The following is a 15,345-nucleotide window of genomic DNA, read 5'->3' as shown; positions in this document are numbered from 1 at the left end:
CTTCTGCGCTCCATCAGGAAAACCCGGAAGCCACGACTGTCTCAACACCTTCGCACTCCTTCACAACGTGATGTGCCAAATTATGCCAGGAGCAACCTGTCGCCTGGTCAAATAACGTGCCACATCGAATTCCTGAACTCTGCCTCAATTCCCCGCCGAGATCCGGAAATCTGAACTGATGCGCAGCTTCAACCTCTTGCGGGCGGCGCTGGCGCAGCGCGAAGCCGCGCTACAGGAAAGCGAGCAGCACTACCGCACGCTTGCCGATGGCGGATTGGCACGCATCTGAACTTCGGGCATCGACCGCGCGGCGAACTCCTTCAACCAGCCGTGGCTGCCGCTTACCGGCCGTTCGCTGGCCGAGCAGATCGCGGCCGGCTGGGCCCCGGACGTCGATCCGGTCGATCCGGCTGATCGCGAGCGGTGTCTGCGTAGCTACGAGAGCCATTTCGCGCGTTGCCAGCCGTACCGGATCGAGTACCGCCTGCGCCCCGCAAACGGTGACTACCGCTGGATCGAGGACATCGGCAACCCACGCTTCGACCGTGCGGGTGAGTTCATCGGCTACATCAACTTCTGCCAGGATATCTCTGAGCGCAAGCGAGTGGAAAGCGAACTCGCACAGTACCGGCATCGCCTGGAAGCACTCGTTGCAGCGCGCACGGAAGCGCTGCTCAGCGCCAAGGAGGCGGCAGAAGCAGCCAACCGCGCGAAATCAGAGTTTCTATCGCGCATGAGTGACGAGCTGCGGACACCCCTGAACGCGATCCTTGGCTTTGGCCAACGGCTCGTCATGCCAGGCGAGCCGACGCTCTCACCCGAGCAGGCCGACAGCGTGCAGGAGATTCTCCACGCCGGGCGCCACCTGCTCGAACAGGTCAACGACGTGCTCGACCTGGCGCGCGTTGAAAGCGGCCGCATCGAGCTGAAGCTCGAGGCAGTCGCTCTCGCCCCGCTCGTGGCGGGCAGCGGGAACTCGCGGCCGGATCAATCGACTACCGACACCACCAAGGAAAGAGCGTGAACGAATGACTACGCCGACAAGCAAGCATTCTTCTGATCGACGACGAACCGGCGAATCTGAAGCTTCTTGCCAAGATGCTCGCAAGCCAGCATTACGAACATCTCGTCACCCTGCAGGATTCGCGCCAGGTCATCGACGGCTATCAGGTGATGGCCCAGCGACAAGCGCTGAACGATCCGCTCCTTCCACCGATCGTCATCCTCCCTGCCGAGCATGGACGCGAGACGCTGCTCAAGGCGCTGGCTGCCGGAGCGCGCGATTTCATCGGCAAACCTTTCGACATGGCCGAGCCTCTGATGCGGGTCACTGCTCGACGCTCACCTGGAACACCGCATGCTGCATGACCAGAAAGGCTTGCTTGAAGAGATGGTCCGCCAGCGCACGGACGAGCTGAACCAGACCCGCCTGCAGGTGGTACGCCGCCTCGGCCGCGCGGCGGAATACCGCGACAACGAGACGGGCTACCACATCCTGCGCATGAGCACGTACTCGGCGCTGCTCGCGCAACACCTTGGCTGGGGCGAGGCGGCCTGTGCTCTGATGCTGAACGCCAGCCCGATGCACGACATCGGCAGGATCGGCATCCCCGATGCGGTCCTCCTCAAGCCGGGCAGACTGGACGCGAACGAAATGGCGGTCATTCGAACGCATCCCGAGATTGGCGCGAGCCTGCTGGCCGGCGACAACTCCGAACTGCTCCGCATGGCGCAAACGTTCGCGCGCACGCACCGCGAGAAGTGGGACGGCAGCGGCTATCCGGCTGGCCTCGCCGGCCCGAGCATCCCGCAGGCTGGGCGCATCGTCGCCGTTGCCGACGTCTTTGACGCGCTGAGCTCGAGCCGCCCCTACAAGAGGGCGTCGAAGGTCGAAGACGCAGTGGCCCATGTCATCGACAACAGCGGCAGCCACTTCGCCCCGAATGTGGTGCGCTGCTTCCAGGAGCACTTGCCGGAAATCCTCGCCATCGGCAACGAACACCGCGAACCGCACGTCTAGCCGCCCTGCCTTTCGCCGCCGGCAGCACCGCCGGCGACCCCCGGCCGGTCCCGGTCGGCTAGTTCAAGTCGCTGTTCCGATAATACTTTGTCCCCTTCAGCGTGGCATCGAGGGCAAGCCCCTTGTCGGTCATCTGATAAACGTAGACCCCCGGTGCAACGAGCACCGCGCCCTGGTAGGCGCCACCCCGCTTGCCGTCGGTCGCCGCCGCTGTCGCCTGAGCGCTCGATTCCCAACCCGAGTCAACGAAGTCCGTCAAGGCGTTTTCGTTGTCGAAGACGAAGACCAGCGAGAACTTCTTGACGCCGATACCGAATCCGGCCTGCACCTCGACCATCTTCATGAAGATTTCACTCTTCGTACGGTTATTGACCGCCACCCCGCTACCGGCGCCACCGCCAGCAAAGAAGATCTTCATCCCGAAGTTGCTGAAAGTGGCATAGCCAGCACTCGCCGCGATCCGCTTTCTTGCCGCCGGAGAGCTTTGATAGAGTTGCCGCAGAATCGCCTGCGAGGTCTTTCTGATTTCAGCACGTTCCTCCTCGACCGTGGACTCGGCGGCGAAGGAGGGCGTGTTTAAGAGAAGGGCCAGCGCGGCAAGGCAGAAAATCAGGGCACGCCTCATGGAAAAATCCTTTCATCAAGAAAAGTCAAGAAAACGGCAGCAAGCGTTCGTCAACTCAAGCCTCTGACCTGGGCCCGCGACAGAGCCAGGCCTTCGTCTTGACGGGCGCTGGCGGCACATGCTGCCCGCCGGCTGCGAAGCCGTTGCCCGCACCGAGCGAGCGACCTCTCCGTGCCCCTCCCTCTATGGGGCAGATCTGAGGGCATCGCCGCAGGATACTGGAACCTCTCGATAGTACCTGCTTCCCAGTCGAACGCGGTCAATTCTCCCGACAGTTTCGCCGCTGCTCCCGGAATTGTCGCGCAGCAGGAAGATCTGGTCGAGCAGAGCTGGGGGATCTGGGCGCCACCGTCGACTTGCCGCCCGGCTGATCGTGCTGATCGCATTGTCCGGAAGCGCGTCGCCAAGCCCCCGGCCTCGTCCTGTTTGCGCGTGGCGGGCGGTTTTCGGTCGCGGCCAAGGACGCTCGCCTATCCCTTACAATGGCCGCGTCCGATCGCGAGCCGGGCCGACGAATTGGCGGACTGGCTAGCCGATTGGGCGCTTGGTTCGCCGACGCAATTCGCGACCGGCCCAGGCTTCGACCGGCTGACGCCCCGACCGGCCTGCCGCCCGCCCACCTTTCTCCCCCGCGCGCCCATCGAACTGCCATGCCGCCTCTTTCGCCTGTTTCTGTCGCAGATCAACCCGAGCAGTCGACGACGACGCCAGCGCACGATCGCGGCGCGCCGGGAGCCGGGCGGATGAACGCCCAGCGCATCGCAGCGCTGCTCGCGGCGCTGCTCGTCGCGGGCTGCACAGCGCTTTCGCGCGATGCGCTCGACCGCCAGTTCGGGGCGGCCGACCCGACACGTCACGACGCGCCGCTTGCCAGCACGGGCGAGATTTCCTACCGGCGCGATGTGCAGCCGATCCTCGAGCGGCGCTGCGTCCTTTGCCATGCGTGCTACGACGCACCGTGTCAGCAGAAACTCGGCGCCTGGGAAGGAATTGCGCGCGGCAGCAGCAAGCAGCGCGTGTACGAGACGCGCCTGGGCGAAGCACCGCCGACGCGGCTTTTCGAAGACGCGCGCAAGGCTTCTGAATGGCGCCAGCTCGGCTTTTCGCCGGTGCTCAACGAACGCCAGCCGACGGCCGAAATCAATCTCGCCGGCAGCGTGCTCTATCGCAGCCTGCAGTTGAAGGAGCGCCATCCGCTGCCACAGGTCACCATCCTTCCCGAGGCCTTCGATTTCTCGCACGATCGTGCACAACGCTGTCCGCAACTGGCCGAATTCGACAGCTTCGCGCGTGAACACCCCTTGTGGGGAATGCCTTTTGGCCTGCCCGGCCTGAGCGGCAGCGAAATGGACCTGATCCGCCGCTGGCTGGAAGCGGGCGCGCCGTTCGCGGGCCTGCCGCCGCTGCCGGCCAAGGTCGAGCGCCAGCTTGCCGAATGGGAAGCGTTCTTCAACGGCGATTCGGCCAAGCAGCGCTTGGTCAGCCGCTACCTCTACGAACACCTCTTTCTCGCCCACCTCTACTTCGACGACGATGCGCAACGCCACTACTTCCGGCTGATCCGCTCGCGCACGCCGCCCGGGGTGGCAGCCGATCCGATTGCCACCCGCCGGCCTTACGACGACCCGGGCAGCGAGCGCGTCTACTACCGCCTGCAACGCGAGCAGGAGACGATCGTCGACAAGACGCACATGCCCTACGCGCTCGGCGCGCAGCGCATGGCGCGCTGGCGCGAGTGGTTCCTCACGCCGGATTACGCCGTCGACCAACTACCCTCCTACGATCCGACGGTTGCCGCGAATCCCTTCCTCGCCTTTCGCGCGCTGCCGGTCAGCGCGCGCTACCGCTTTCTGCTCGACGAGGCAGAGTTTACGATCATGGGCTTCATCAAGGGTCCAGTCTGTCGCGGGCAGGTCGCACTGGACGTGATCCAGGACCGCTTCTGGGTTTTCTTTCTCGCCGACCAGCGCTTGCCGCAACAGCGTGACGATTTTCTCGCCCGCGCAAGCGCTTTCCTCCGCCTGCCGGCCGAGGCCGGCAGCTCGAGTGGAATCATCGGTCCCTGGCGCGAGTACGCGCGGCTCGAAGCGCAGTATCTGCGTCACAAGTCGGCGGCGCTGAGCGAATACGCGCTGGCGAAAGAGCGCCCGACGCTCGACTGGATCTGGGACGGTGACGGCGTCAACCCGAACGCTGCGCTGACGGTCTTTCGTCACTACGACAGCGCTTCGGTGAGCAAAGGACTGCTCGGCGAGCCGCCGAAGACGGTCTGGGTGCTCAGCTACCCGCTGCTCGAACGCATCCATTACCTGCTCGTTGCCGGTTTCGACGTTTATGGCAACGTCGGCCACCAGGCATTGTCGCGGCTCTATATGGACTTCATGCGCATGGAAGCCGAGTTCAACGCGCTCACCTTTCTGCCGCTGGAGAGGCGAAGAGCGGTACGTGACTACTGGTACCGGGACGCTGGCGACGAAGCGAAAGAACACGTTTACGGCACCCTGGCGCGCTTCGAGGTGGACAGCGGAATCCGTTTTCGCACGCAAACGCCGCTCGCCGAGTTCTACGCCATGCTGCGCACGCGCCTGGCGCCGGTGCTCGAGCGCCAGCGCGAGCTGGCAAGCGTTCCCGACGCCGGTCTGCGCCAGGATCTCGCCGCTCTCGCCGGCGTGCATGGCGCCTCGCTGTCCTGGTGGCCGGAAGTGCTCATCCTGCGCGTCGACGACCCGCCGCACGCGGCGCGCTACTTTACCGTGCTGCGCAACACCGGTCATCGCCATGTCACCAGCCTGCTGCGCGAAGGGCGCGAGTTGCAGCCCGACGAAAACACGCTGACCGTCGTCGCCGGAATCCTCGGCTCTTATCCGAACGCCATCTTCCGCGTGCAGCGCGACGAAATCGGCGCACTGGCAACCGCGCTGCGCACGCTCGCCAGCGAAAACGACTACCGCGCGCTGGCCGACCGCTACGCTGTGCGCCGCACGCACGCCGACTTCTGGAGCATCAGCGATGCGCTGCAGGACGAGCATCTCCGCTTGGCACCGATCGCCGGCGGATTGCTCGACTACAGCCGGCTGGAGAACCGCTGAAGGCGAGCGACCCGCGCCGCGTTGGCTGACGCCGGCTGCGCAATCAGCCTGACCGACAGGCGCGAATGTGCGGTACTTCGAAGATCAGCGTTCCGTTTGGCGGCGGAGCCTCGATCGAGCAGACCAGCGCCTGTACCATCTGCTCCAGCGTGACCAGGCCAAGTCGGCTGGCGGCGGCGCGCCAGGCGGGAACCAGGCGGGCGAGGGCATACAGCGGCAGCAGCACCAGCGGCCAGCGATGGCCGGGACCGAGCACATACCAGGGGCGGAAAATGCTCGCCGGCAAGCGCGCCTGAGCGATCAGGCGCTCGCCAGCGGCGCGTGCCGCGACGTAGGCGCGCATCACCGGTGCCGGCTGGGCGACGCTGAGGTAGACCAGATGCGCGATCGGCACGCGCTGTGCTGCGCACACCGCAGCACGAATCGAGGCCAGGTCCACGGACTCGAACTCGGCTGCCTTGGCCGGGTTGGGGTGGCGCGTACCGATCAGATGGACAAACGTGTCGCCCGGCTGCAGCGCCGTCGCAAGCGCCTCGGCGTCGAGCGCGTTCGCCGGTACGGCGAGCGCACCTTGGGCGACGCGCGCCAGCGAAGTGCTGCGGGTCAACAGCCGCACGCGATGTCCGCGTGCCAGCAGACAGGCGGCCAGACGCGTACCGATGTAGCCGGTGCCGCCGGTAATCAACACTTGACGCGGGTGGCCGGGGCCACCAGGCAGGCCGCTGTTCACTCGCATCCCCGGCTGGCCAACATGCTCCGCTGGTCGGGCGCGCCGGGCGCATCGCCCGGCGCCTGAGATTTCCCGGCCGGCACGTCAACGGCCAACGATATCGCCCTTCAGCCCGGCGATGGCCTGCACCACTTCAGCGCGCTCGGCCGCCGGCACCTTGAAGCGATCGAAGGTGGCCGACAGCGCCTTGAGCGAAATCTCCCAGTCATCGTCGGTGATCTTCAAACCGGTGTGCGAAGCTTTCATGTCGCGTCCGCGGTACGAACACGGACCTTTGCTGACCACGCAGAGGAAATCGATCACGTCACCGCGAATCCGATTGACCGAGGCGCTGCTGTGGCCGACGAAGAACCTGCCCAGCTTGGGGTCCTGCACCAGACGACCGAGAAAGTCGTCGGTTACCGCAGCGAGCGCGTCGTAACCGCCAAGGCGCTTGTACAGCGTCGCTTCCTCGCCCGAGGCGGGCGCCGCCAGACCGATCGTCAACGCCGCGGCGAGCATCGTCAGTGTGTTTCCTGTTCTGCTTCTCATCGTGCAATCCTCCATCTGTTGTTCAAGGTAGTCGGGCGGCAGGCGAACGACGCCGCCTGCAGTGAACTACGTTCGCCCGACCCGCCTGGATGCACGCGACCAGCAAGACCGCGCAGCTTTGAACGACAGGTGATAGAAGCCGACGTCGGAGCGACGATTCACGCCTTCGCTCGCGGGAGATGCCCAGGTCGATCCGGCGAGGGCAATCTGCGCCTGCTGCCGCAGGCCTGTCTTCAACGAAACGCGCTTGCCAAACAGAATACCTGGCAGCGTTACCAAGGGCGTCGACAGGCGGATCGCGGTGAAAGCGTGGTTCTGCATCAACGGGACATCGCAGATGCCCGCTGTGCTCTGGCGTGCCAGCGGGCGGCGGTCGTCTCGTTCAACCAGCCGGCAGGTGCGTGTCCAGCCAGCGATACAGCGGCGAAGCCGGCGGCCAGTTGCGCAACAGTCGCGCGCGGTCGCGTCGCCAGGCGCGCTGGAAGGTCGCCTGGCAACGGTGGCGCGCGAGTCCATCAAGGTCGATGAGCGCGATCCGTCCGCCGTCCCAAAGCAGATTCATCGCCTTCAGGTCGCCGTGACTGATGCGTTGTGCGTGCAGTCCGGCAAACAGCGCGAGCAGCGCACTGGCTTCGGCGGGTGGCGGGTCTTCCGCCGGTGACAGGTGGGTCAACAGGTTCGTTCCAGGAGAGAACTCGCTGACCAGCCAGGCGCGCCGCCGCAGCGGTCCGTAACGCTCTTCGATCAGGGCAAGCGGTGCCGGCGTGTGGAAACCGAGGAATTGCAGGCAATGCGCTGCGCGCCACGAATGCCAGGCGCGGCTGGGGCGCCACAGGCGGCTGCAGGTATGGGCAAAGCCCTTCAAGTTGTAGCGCTTGATCAACACCTCCTGATCGCCGAGTTGTACGCGGGCAACGGTCACTGTGCCGCCGTCCTTGAGGATCGAGCCGCGTGCCAGAGCGCCGTCCGGGTCGGCCAGGACGGGCGCCAGCCGCTCGGCGTGCTGGCGGACGACGGAGGAAAAGCGCGCAAAACTGCGATCGACCGAAAACAGGCTGCACTCGCGCACGCTCTTGGCGAGAAAGTCCTTCAGCCGCCATTTGCGCACGCGGTCGATTTCGCCCGGCAGGCCAGGGAAACGGGCGCTCTGGCGAGGCCCGGGATCGCTCGCCGGCACGCCGGCACGCGCCGAGTACGCCGGCAACAGCCGGTCCAGATGCGCATCCCAGGCAGGCGGCAACTGCGCCAGAAAGATTGCCAGATTGGCCACGGCACGCGCCAGCGGCAGCGGCTGACCGGGAGTGACGACGCGCACGGCGTCGCCGTCGACCAGAAAGAGCGCGTCGCCGTAGCGCAGGAAATTGCCGAAATGCAGGTCTTCCTGGGTCAATCCAGCAGCGTGCAGGCGACCGAGCAGGGCGAGCGCCGGAGCGAGCAAGGCCTGTGCGGCCGCGTCGCCGGCCGGCCGGTCGGCGACGCGCGCCCACGCCTCGGCGAGGCTTTCGGCTGCGACGAGGAAATCGGTCAGCAGCACGTGCCCGCCACCCGGCAAAGGTGCCGCGGCGAGCACCTCGGGCGTCGGCACGCCGGCCTGGCAGAGCGCCGCCAGACCGGCGCATTCCTGCTGCCAGTGCTGCCCGCTGCGCGCGCCAAGAAAAACCTTGGCGAGGACGCGCCGCCCGTCGGCCTCGGCCTCGCCGACCAGCCGCTTGCCGGGTAGAACGCGCAGCAGGCGGAGCATCGTGAGGCTGCCGCCGGACTCCAGAAGCAGGCGAAACGGCAGTTCCGGTTGTCGCCCGGCGCGCGCCAGCGCGCTTGCTTCGCTCAATGGGGCCAGCGTCATCGGCCGGCCGACGAAAGGCGAGCGGTGGCGAGCAGGCGACGGCGCATGCGTCGACTAGTCCCGACCGGCAAAGAAATTGACGATCCTGCCGATCTGCTTGCGATCGTCGGCGGTGAGCCGTGGGTGCTGCACGTAGTCAAGGTAGAAACGCAGGCGCTGGCTGCGCGACAGGTGCCGGCGGGCAAGCTTGTCGAGACAGGCGAGATCCTTGACGATCCGATAGTCGAGAATCGCGCCACGATAGTGATTGCCGCTCGGACAGTCGATCAGATACACGGTCGGCTCGTCGCCGCCGTCGACCAACAGGTTGCGCCATTTGAAGTCGTTGTGCGCAAAGTGGGCGCGGTGCAGGCGGCGGGCGATGTCGGCGATCTGGCGCGCAACGTGTCGCACCCAGCGCGCGTCGCGCAGGCGCGGATCGCCGGCGCGCGCCAATTGAGCGAGGTCGGTCGTCTGCGGAATCTCCTCGGTGATCAGCGCGCCACGGATGAAGGCACCGAAGCGGCGCTCGAGGCCGAAAGCCACCAGCGTTGCCGTCGGTACGCCGAGCACCCGGAAGGCCTGCAGATTGCGCCACTCGTTACGCACGCGCGGCGGTCCGAGCCAGCGCCGCAGGCCGAACCAGCGGCGTTGCGGATTCTTGCCGGTGCCACTGTAGCGCTTGACGTAGTAGCGCTTGCCGGCAACCTCGACACGCAGCACGCGGGCGAGCGAATCGGCCGCGATCGGCTCGCCGGAGAGGGCAAAGACGCTTTCGAGGTCGGCGAACATTTCGCCGCTTGCGCCCCGCGCGTAGTCCGGGTTCAGCCACCAGAACCTCATGTCATTTCTCCGCGGGCGACCTTGCGCACGAAGCGCGCCTGCAGGCGTTGCGCCTCGCGGCGCAGATGGGTGATCAGCCGCGCCTCGTCGCGCAGCACCTGGCGCAACGGGCGGGCAAAGTAGGCGACCAGGAAGCGGCAATAGTCGCTGCGGCTCAAGCCCAGGCCGAGCACCGAAAAGTAGAGCGCCGCCAGGTCCTTGTCACGCCAGCGCTGCGGGGTGTGCGGGCGAACCTGTGCCCGGTGCAGATCGATCAGCGAAAGGCGAAGCCGTTCGGGTGTCGGCGGCGGATCGAGGTGGAGCAGGAAATGGCAAAGGTAGAAGTCGCGATGATTGACGCCGGCCTGATGCATGCGGCTGGCGATCTCGCCGACGCCGCGAATCAACGCGCGCTTCAGGCGCAGATCCGGTGTCTGGCGCGGCCATTCGGCGCAATAGTCTTCCAGGCTGATGGTCGGTGCCAGTTCCTCGCTGACGATGAACGACGCGCGGCGGGCAGGATCGTCGCCCCGCTGCGCGTAGGCAACGACGCGCAAGGTGTCGATCCCGGCGGCGTGCAGGCGCTGGACGGCGCGCCATTCGTCTCCCGCACCGAGCACCGGCCGGTGCAGGGAGACCAGATTCTTGACGATTTCCGACCAGCCGACGCCGCGATGTATCTTGACGAAATAGCCCCGTCCATCGACCTCGGTGCGCAAGGTGCGCCGCCCGGCGAGTTCGCGGAAGACTTCGCCGCGCAGCGCCTCGACGGCGACAAAGGGGTCCTGCCCCGCCCACAGCGTGCGAAACGGTTCGGCGAGAAAGGTCTCCGTCGGGCTCATCGCCGCGTGCCCAGGATCAGATCGGCCGCCCGCTCGGCGTTGCTGTAGATGTCTGCGCGCTCGGCGTAGGCCAGACCGGCGGCCGACCAGCGCGCGCGCGCCGGCGCGTCGGCCAGCATGCCGGCGAGCGTCGCGTTCAGCTCCGCCTGGCGGAAAGGTTCGCCGACGACGATTCCAGCACCTGCCTCGGCGACATGCGAGGCATAGCCGCAAACCGCCGTGGTCAGCACCGGGAGTCCGGCGACGACGGCTTCGAGCAGAACGGTGCCGGTATTCTCGTTGTACGCCGGGTGAATCAACAGGTCGGCGCCGAGCAGGAAGCGGACGATGTCGCTGCGCCCGCGCAGGAGGTCGACGCGTTCGGCCAGGCCGAGGGTGCGCGCCAGGGCGCGGAAAGGCTTGGCGTCGTCGTCGCCGATGGCGAACAGACGGCAGCGGCTGCGCAGCGCATCCGGCAAGGCAGCCATCGCCTTCAGGCTGCGGTCCAGCCCCTTGGTCTTGAAACCCGAGCCGAGTTGCAGGAGCAAGAGATCGTCCGCACGCAAGGCGAATTCGGCGCGGAAATCGGCGCGCAGCGCCGGTGCCTCGGGCGGCGCCCGCCGGTCGCGCGAAATTCCTGGTGGCAGCACATGGAAGCGTTCGCGCGGCGTCGCGTAATGACGTTCGAACAAGGGCTGCTGGTGGGGCGAGAGGAGCAGGATCTCGGTGCTCGCGTCGGCCGCGAAAACCGCCCGCTCGTACGCGGCAAAGTGGCGATAGCGCGCCGACAGGCGATAGAGCGGACTGCGCAGCGTGCGCGCCTTGTCCTCGAAACACGGGTCGGCCGCGAAGTAGACGTCAAGCCCCGGCATCTTGTTGAAACCGACGACGCGCTCGGCCGGGTTGGCGGCCAGATGGGCGGACACCCAGGCGGTGAACCGGCGGTAGCGCGCCGGGTTGGTCAGCCCGCGCACGGGCACCCGGATCAGCGCGAAGCCCGGCGGAACGTCGCCGCGCCATTCGAGCGTATAGACGCGCACCGCATGGCCGCGCGCCTGACAGGCCAGCGCAATGCGCAGAAAATCGCGCTGCAGGCCACCGAAGGGGAAGTATTTGTACAGGCAGAAAGCGATCTGCATCAGGTCGCCTCCTGCGCGGCGCGAGCTGCCGGGGGTAGCGCGCGATCGGCGCTCATCCGTCGTCCTTCTCGGCCAGCGCGCCGGGCGGCTGGCTGCTCCGACGCTGCTTGTAGCGGTTGTATCCCCACAGGTACTGCTGCGGGCACTGGCGGATCAGATCCTCGATCTCGTGATTGATCTGTTGCGCGCGTTCCTCGAGCGTACCGCGGATCGGCCGCCGCGGTTCCTGCAGCCGAAAATGATAGCCCGCGCCACCCGGCAGCCTTTCGGCCCAGACCATGATCACCGCCGCCCCACTGTCGGCCAGGCGCGCCGCCAGCGTCATCGTGTAGGCCGGCTTGCCGAAAAAGTCGAGCCAGCGACCCTCGCCGGCGCGCGGCGCCTGATCGGGCAGCATGCCGACCGCTTCACCGCGGCGTAGCGCCTTGAGCAGCGTGCGCACGCCGGCCAGGTCGGCGCTCGCCAGATGCAGTTGCTCGCGCGCCCGGCCCGCCTCGACCATCGCCTGCAGCCAGGCCTGCTTCGGCTGTCGGTAGAGCACGGTGATCGGCGCGCGCGTCGACAGATACTGCGCGGTCACTTCGAAGCAGCCCAGGTGCGGGGTCAGATAAAGAATCCCCTTGCCGCGTCGCGTCGCCGCCTCGACCAGCTCCCAGCCGGAAACGCTGACGACGCGCGCCGCCGTCTCGGCGAGCGGGCGCAGCCAGATGCGCGGCAGCTCGAGCATCTGCTTGCCGGCTTCGCCGATCGCTGCGCCACGCAGACGCGCCGCCTCGCTGGCACCGAGCGCGAGCTGCATGTTCTCGCGCAGGTGCCGCCGGTAAGTCGGCGAGAACAGCCAGGCAAGCCAGCCGAAGCAGCACCCGAGGACGTGCAGCGCGGACAGCGGCAGATGGCCGAGGAGACGAAAGACGATGCTCACAACGGGTTCGGGGGCAATGGCGGGCGATCGAGGGCGATTGAGGGCGATCTGCGGGGTCGCGCGAGCGCCGGGTAGACGCAGGGTTTGACCGACGACACGAAGAAAAACTATAATTATCCATCCGCCGAGTTAATCAGGACAACTTGCAGGGCGGAGCGTCGCAGAAGCGGCCGTAAAATACTGCTAAAGCGTCGTCTGCTCGAACCCCGGAGCCGGCAACGCCGCCGTTTCGGGGTTTTTCATTTTGGAGCAGATGCAGCATGAGCAAGGAGTACCTCTTTACCTCGGAATCGGTTTCCGAAGGCCATCCGGACAAGGTCGCCGACCAGATTTCCGATGCCATCCTCGACGCCATCCTGGCCGACGATCCACCCGCGCGAGTCGCCTGCGAAACGCTGGTGTCCACCGGTCTGGTCGTCATCTCGGGCGAGATCACGACCAAGGCGCACATCAACTACCGCGAGATTGCCCAGGACGCGGTCCGCCGCATCGGCTACAACAATTCGGAAATCGGTTTCGATTACAAGAGCTGCGCCATCCTGACGGCGATCAACCGCCAGTCGCCCGACATCGCGCAAGGCGTCAATGAGGGTCAGGGGCTCGACCTCGACCAGGGCGCCGGCGACCAGGGTCTGATGTTCGGCTATGCCTGCAACGAAACGCCGTCGCTGATGCCGCTGCCCATCCACTACGCGCATCGCATCATGCAACGTCAGGCCGAGCTGCGGCGTGACGGCAGGCTGCCGTGGCTGCGCCCGGATGCCAAGAGTCAGCTCACCGTGCGCTACGTGGACGGCAAGCCGTCGTCGATCGACACCGTCGTCGTGTCGACGCAGCACGATCCGGAAGTCTCGCACGCGCAGATCAGCGAGGCGGTGATCGAGGAGATCATCAAGCCGGTCGTACCAAAGAGCCTGCTCGATGCCGGCACGCGCTTTCTCGTCAACCCGACCGGGCGCTTCGTCGTTGGCGGGCCGCACGGCGACTGCGGCCTGACCGGGCGCAAAATCATCGTCGATACCTACGGTGGCGCTGCCCGCCACGGCGGTGGCGCTTTCTCGGGCAAGGACCCGTCGAAGGTCGACCGTTCGGCCGCCTATGCGGCACGCTACGTCGCCAAGAACGTCGTCGCTGCCGGCCTCGCCGACCGCTGCGAGGTGCAGGTCGCCTACGCGATCGGCGTCGCCCGGCCGGTCTCGCTGATGGTCAATACCTTCGGCACCGGCAAGCTGAGCGACGATGCGATCGCCAGCTTGATCGAGCGGCATTTCGACCTGCGGCCAAAGGGAATCATTCAGTCGCTCGATCTGCTCCGCCCGATCTATCGCAAGACAGCGGCCTACGGGCACTTCGGGCGCGACGAACCCGAGTTCACCTGGGAAGCGATCGACAAGGCAGGTGCGCTGAGCGCTGAAGCCGGCGTCTAGTCGTCGTTCATCCGCCGACGCACGCGGTGCGCCGGCGCACTCTCTCCAACCCGCCATGGCGCCGACCCCTCTGTTCACCCCGGGAGATCACCATGCTCAAGCGAATCAGCGTCGATCAGCTTGCCCTGGGCATGCATATCAAGGAATTCTGCGGTTCGTGGATGGAGCATCCCTTCTGGCGCTCGGCCTTTGTTCTGAATGATCCGGCCGACCTGCAGGCGATCCGGACGAGCAGCATCAAGGAAATCTGGATAGACTGCAGCAAGGGCATCGACGTCGCGCCCGAGGAAAAGGTCGTTTCACTGGCCGAATCGGAAGCGCAGGTCGACGCCGAACTCGCCGCGCTCGCGCGCACGACGCGCGACCTTCGGCGAGTCCCCGCCGCTGCCGAATTCAACCGCGCCGCACGCATCGTGGCCCGCTCGCGGCAGGCGGTCACTTCGATGTTCGAGGAGGCGCGCCTTGGCCGAGCGGTCGATACGGGGGGCGCACAGCGCCTGGTCGAGGAGATTTCCGATTCGGTGACGCGCAACCCGGGCGCGCTGATCAGCCTGGCGCGCCTGAAGACTGCCGACGACTATACCTACATGCACTCGGTCGCCGTCTGCGCGCTGATGGTCGCCCTGGCCAGACAAATGGGCATCGCACCGGAAGAGACGCGCTCGATCGGTATCGCCGGACTGCTGCACGACCTGGGCAAGGCGCAGATGCCGAGCGAAGTGCTGAACAAGCCGGGCAAGCTGACCGACGCCGAGTTCGCGATCATCAAATCGCACCCGGAGGCGGGTTATCGCATGCTGTGCGAGGGTGCGGCCGTCGATTCGATCGCGCTCGATGTGGTTCTCCACCATCATGAGAAGGTCGACGGATCGGGTTATCCGGAACGGCTGCAGGGCGATGCCATCAGCCTGTACGCCAAGATGGGCGCGGTCTGCGACGTCTATGACGCAATCACCTCGAACCGGCCGTACAAAGCTGGCTGGGACCCGGCCGAATCGCTGCGCAAGATGGCCGAGTGGAGCAAGGGACACTTCGACCCGACGGTCTTCCAGGCGTTCGTCAAGGCGATCGGCATTTACCCGATCGGCTCGCTGGTGCGCCTGAGCTGCGGGCGCTTGGCGGTGGTCGTCGAGCAGGGCGAGCAGTCGCTGCTCAGCCCGCGCGTCAAGGTGTTCTTTTCGACGCGCGCGAACGCGCGCATCGCGCCTGAGGTGATCGACCTCGCGCGCCCCGGCTTGGCCAGCAAGATCGTCAACCGGGAAGACCCGGCAAAGTGGAACTTCCCTGATCTGCAGGAAATCTGGTCGGCTAACACGTAGGCGCAGGCCGAGCGCACCCGGCTGGGCGCTCGTCGTGGATCGGCCGGCGCCGATCGCTGGCGAGCCGCCGGCGCCCGA

The 15,345-nt window shown here is 66.4% G+C and carries 12 protein-coding genes and 1 pseudogene; 5 read left to right on the top strand and 8 right to left on the bottom strand.

The genetic code is table 11. The features are described from left to right. The first annotated feature begins 298 nt into the window (after positions 1-298). Together Q1L59_RS02485 and Q1L59_RS02480 are read left to right on the top strand one after the other, a co-directional pair. Positions 299-1,024, top strand: a complete 726-nt coding sequence (locus tag Q1L59_RS02485; protein WP_366145611.1) for a histidine kinase dimerization/phospho-acceptor domain-containing protein — start codon at positions 299-301, stop codon at positions 1,022-1,024. Between the two features lie 26 nt (positions 1,025-1,050). Beyond that, positions 1,051-2,020, top strand: a pseudogene (locus tag Q1L59_RS02480) (HD domain-containing phosphohydrolase). 58 nt (positions 2,021-2,078) lie between these two features. On the opposite strand, the gene Q1L59_RS02475 reads toward Q1L59_RS02480, so the two are convergent. Further along, entirely contained in the window at positions 2,079-2,645 is a 567-nt protein-coding gene (locus Q1L59_RS02475; RefSeq protein ID WP_300327711.1) for a YSC84-related protein, read from the bottom strand. 743 nt (positions 2,646-3,388) lie between these two features. Between Q1L59_RS02475 and Q1L59_RS02470 the strand changes: the two genes are divergently transcribed. Continuing rightward, positions 3,389-5,734, top strand: coding sequence for a fatty acid cis/trans isomerase (locus Q1L59_RS02470; RefSeq protein WP_300327710.1), 2,346 nt, complete (start codon positions 3,389-3,391; stop codon positions 5,732-5,734). Between the two features lie 43 nt (positions 5,735-5,777). On the opposite strand, the gene Q1L59_RS02465 is transcribed toward Q1L59_RS02470, so the two are convergent. From Q1L59_RS02465 to Q1L59_RS02435, 7 genes are all read right to left on the bottom strand, one after another. Continuing rightward, entirely contained in the window at positions 5,778-6,464 is a 687-nt protein-coding gene (locus tag Q1L59_RS02465) for an NAD(P)-dependent oxidoreductase (protein ID WP_300327709.1), read from the bottom strand. A gap of 84 nt (positions 6,465-6,548) precedes the next feature. Continuing rightward, positions 6,549-6,995: a group 1 truncated hemoglobin gene (locus Q1L59_RS02460; RefSeq protein ID WP_300327708.1), complete on the bottom strand. Its 447-nt coding sequence runs from the start codon at positions 6,993-6,995 to the stop codon at positions 6,549-6,551. A gap of 382 nt (positions 6,996-7,377) precedes the next feature. Next, positions 7,378-8,838 (bottom strand): lipopolysaccharide kinase InaA family protein, encoded by a 1,461-nt coding sequence (locus Q1L59_RS02455; protein ID WP_300327707.1) that lies wholly within the window; start codon positions 8,836-8,838, stop codon positions 7,378-7,380. A gap of 54 nt (positions 8,839-8,892) precedes the next feature. Continuing rightward, positions 8,893-9,660: a lipopolysaccharide kinase InaA family protein gene (locus Q1L59_RS02450; protein ID WP_300327706.1), complete on the bottom strand. Its 768-nt coding sequence runs from the start codon at positions 9,658-9,660 to the stop codon at positions 8,893-8,895. Beyond that, the gene (gene rfaP / locus Q1L59_RS02445; RefSeq protein WP_300327705.1) at positions 9,657-10,481 is read right to left on the bottom strand and encodes a lipopolysaccharide core heptose(I) kinase RfaP; all 825 of its coding nucleotides are present in this window, start codon (positions 10,479-10,481) and stop codon (positions 9,657-9,659) included. Before rfaP ends, Q1L59_RS02450 begins: the two co-directional genes overlap by 4 nt. Further along, a complete protein-coding gene (locus Q1L59_RS02440) occupies positions 10,478-11,599 on the bottom strand; it encodes a glycosyltransferase family 4 protein (protein WP_300327704.1) in 1,122 nt (373 codons plus the stop codon). The genes rfaP and Q1L59_RS02440 overlap by 4 nt, the downstream gene beginning before the upstream one ends. Positions 11,600-11,651: 52 nt before the next feature. Next, a complete protein-coding gene (locus Q1L59_RS02435; protein ID WP_300327703.1) occupies positions 11,652-12,521 on the bottom strand; it encodes a lysophospholipid acyltransferase family protein in 870 nt (289 codons plus the stop codon). Positions 12,522-12,781: 260 nt separating this feature from the next. Here Q1L59_RS02435 and metK point away from each other — a divergent pair, with 260 nt between their 5' ends. Both metK and Q1L59_RS02425 read left to right on the top strand, forming a co-directional pair. Further along, the gene (gene metK, locus Q1L59_RS02430) at positions 12,782-13,948 is read left to right on the top strand and encodes a methionine adenosyltransferase (RefSeq protein ID WP_300327702.1); all 1,167 of its coding nucleotides are present in this window, start codon (positions 12,782-12,784) and stop codon (positions 13,946-13,948) included. Between the two features lie 92 nt (positions 13,949-14,040). Then, the gene (locus Q1L59_RS02425) at positions 14,041-15,267 is read left to right on the top strand and encodes an HD-GYP domain-containing protein (protein WP_300327701.1); all 1,227 of its coding nucleotides are present in this window, start codon (positions 14,041-14,043) and stop codon (positions 15,265-15,267) included. Positions 15,268-15,345 lie beyond the last annotated feature (78 nt).

Origin of the sequence: Accumulibacter sp. (assembly GCF_029255125.1) — a bacterium.
GTDB lineage: Bacteria > Pseudomonadota > Gammaproteobacteria > Burkholderiales > Rhodocyclaceae > Accumulibacter.
Note: the sequence above shows the minus strand (reverse complement) of the source record. Positions and strands in the feature narration are given on the sequence as shown.

What these genes read in the sequence shown, in the direction of transcription:
- Q1L59_RS02475 (WP_300327711.1), bottom strand. Translation starts at nt 2,645, where the DNA reads ATGAGGCGTGCCCTGATTTTCTGCCTTGCCGCGCTGGCCCTTCTCTTA.
- Q1L59_RS02470 (WP_300327710.1), top strand. Translation starts at nt 3,389, where the DNA reads ATGAACGCCCAGCGCATCGCAGCGCTGCTCGCGGCGCTGCTCGTCGCG.
- Q1L59_RS02460 (WP_300327708.1), bottom strand. Translation starts at nt 6,995, where the DNA reads ATGAGAAGCAGAACAGGAAACACACTGACGATGCTCGCCGCGGCGTTG.
- Q1L59_RS02455 (WP_300327707.1), bottom strand. Translation starts at nt 8,838, where the DNA reads ATGACGCTGGCCCCATTGAGCGAAGCAAGCGCGCTGGCGCGCGCCGGG.
- Q1L59_RS02450 (WP_300327706.1), bottom strand. Translation starts at nt 9,660, where the DNA reads ATGAGGTTCTGGTGGCTGAACCCGGACTACGCGCGGGGCGCAAGCGGC.
- rfaP (WP_300327705.1), bottom strand. Translation starts at nt 10,481, where the DNA reads ATGAGCCCGACGGAGACCTTTCTCGCCGAACCGTTTCGCACGCTGTGG.
- Q1L59_RS02440 (WP_300327704.1), bottom strand. Translation starts at nt 11,599, where the DNA reads ATGCAGATCGCTTTCTGCCTGTACAAATACTTCCCCTTCGGTGGCCTG.
- metK (WP_300327702.1), top strand. Translation starts at nt 12,782, where the DNA reads ATGAGCAAGGAGTACCTCTTTACCTCGGAATCGGTTTCCGAAGGCCAT.
- Q1L59_RS02425 (WP_300327701.1), top strand. Translation starts at nt 14,041, where the DNA reads ATGCTCAAGCGAATCAGCGTCGATCAGCTTGCCCTGGGCATGCATATC.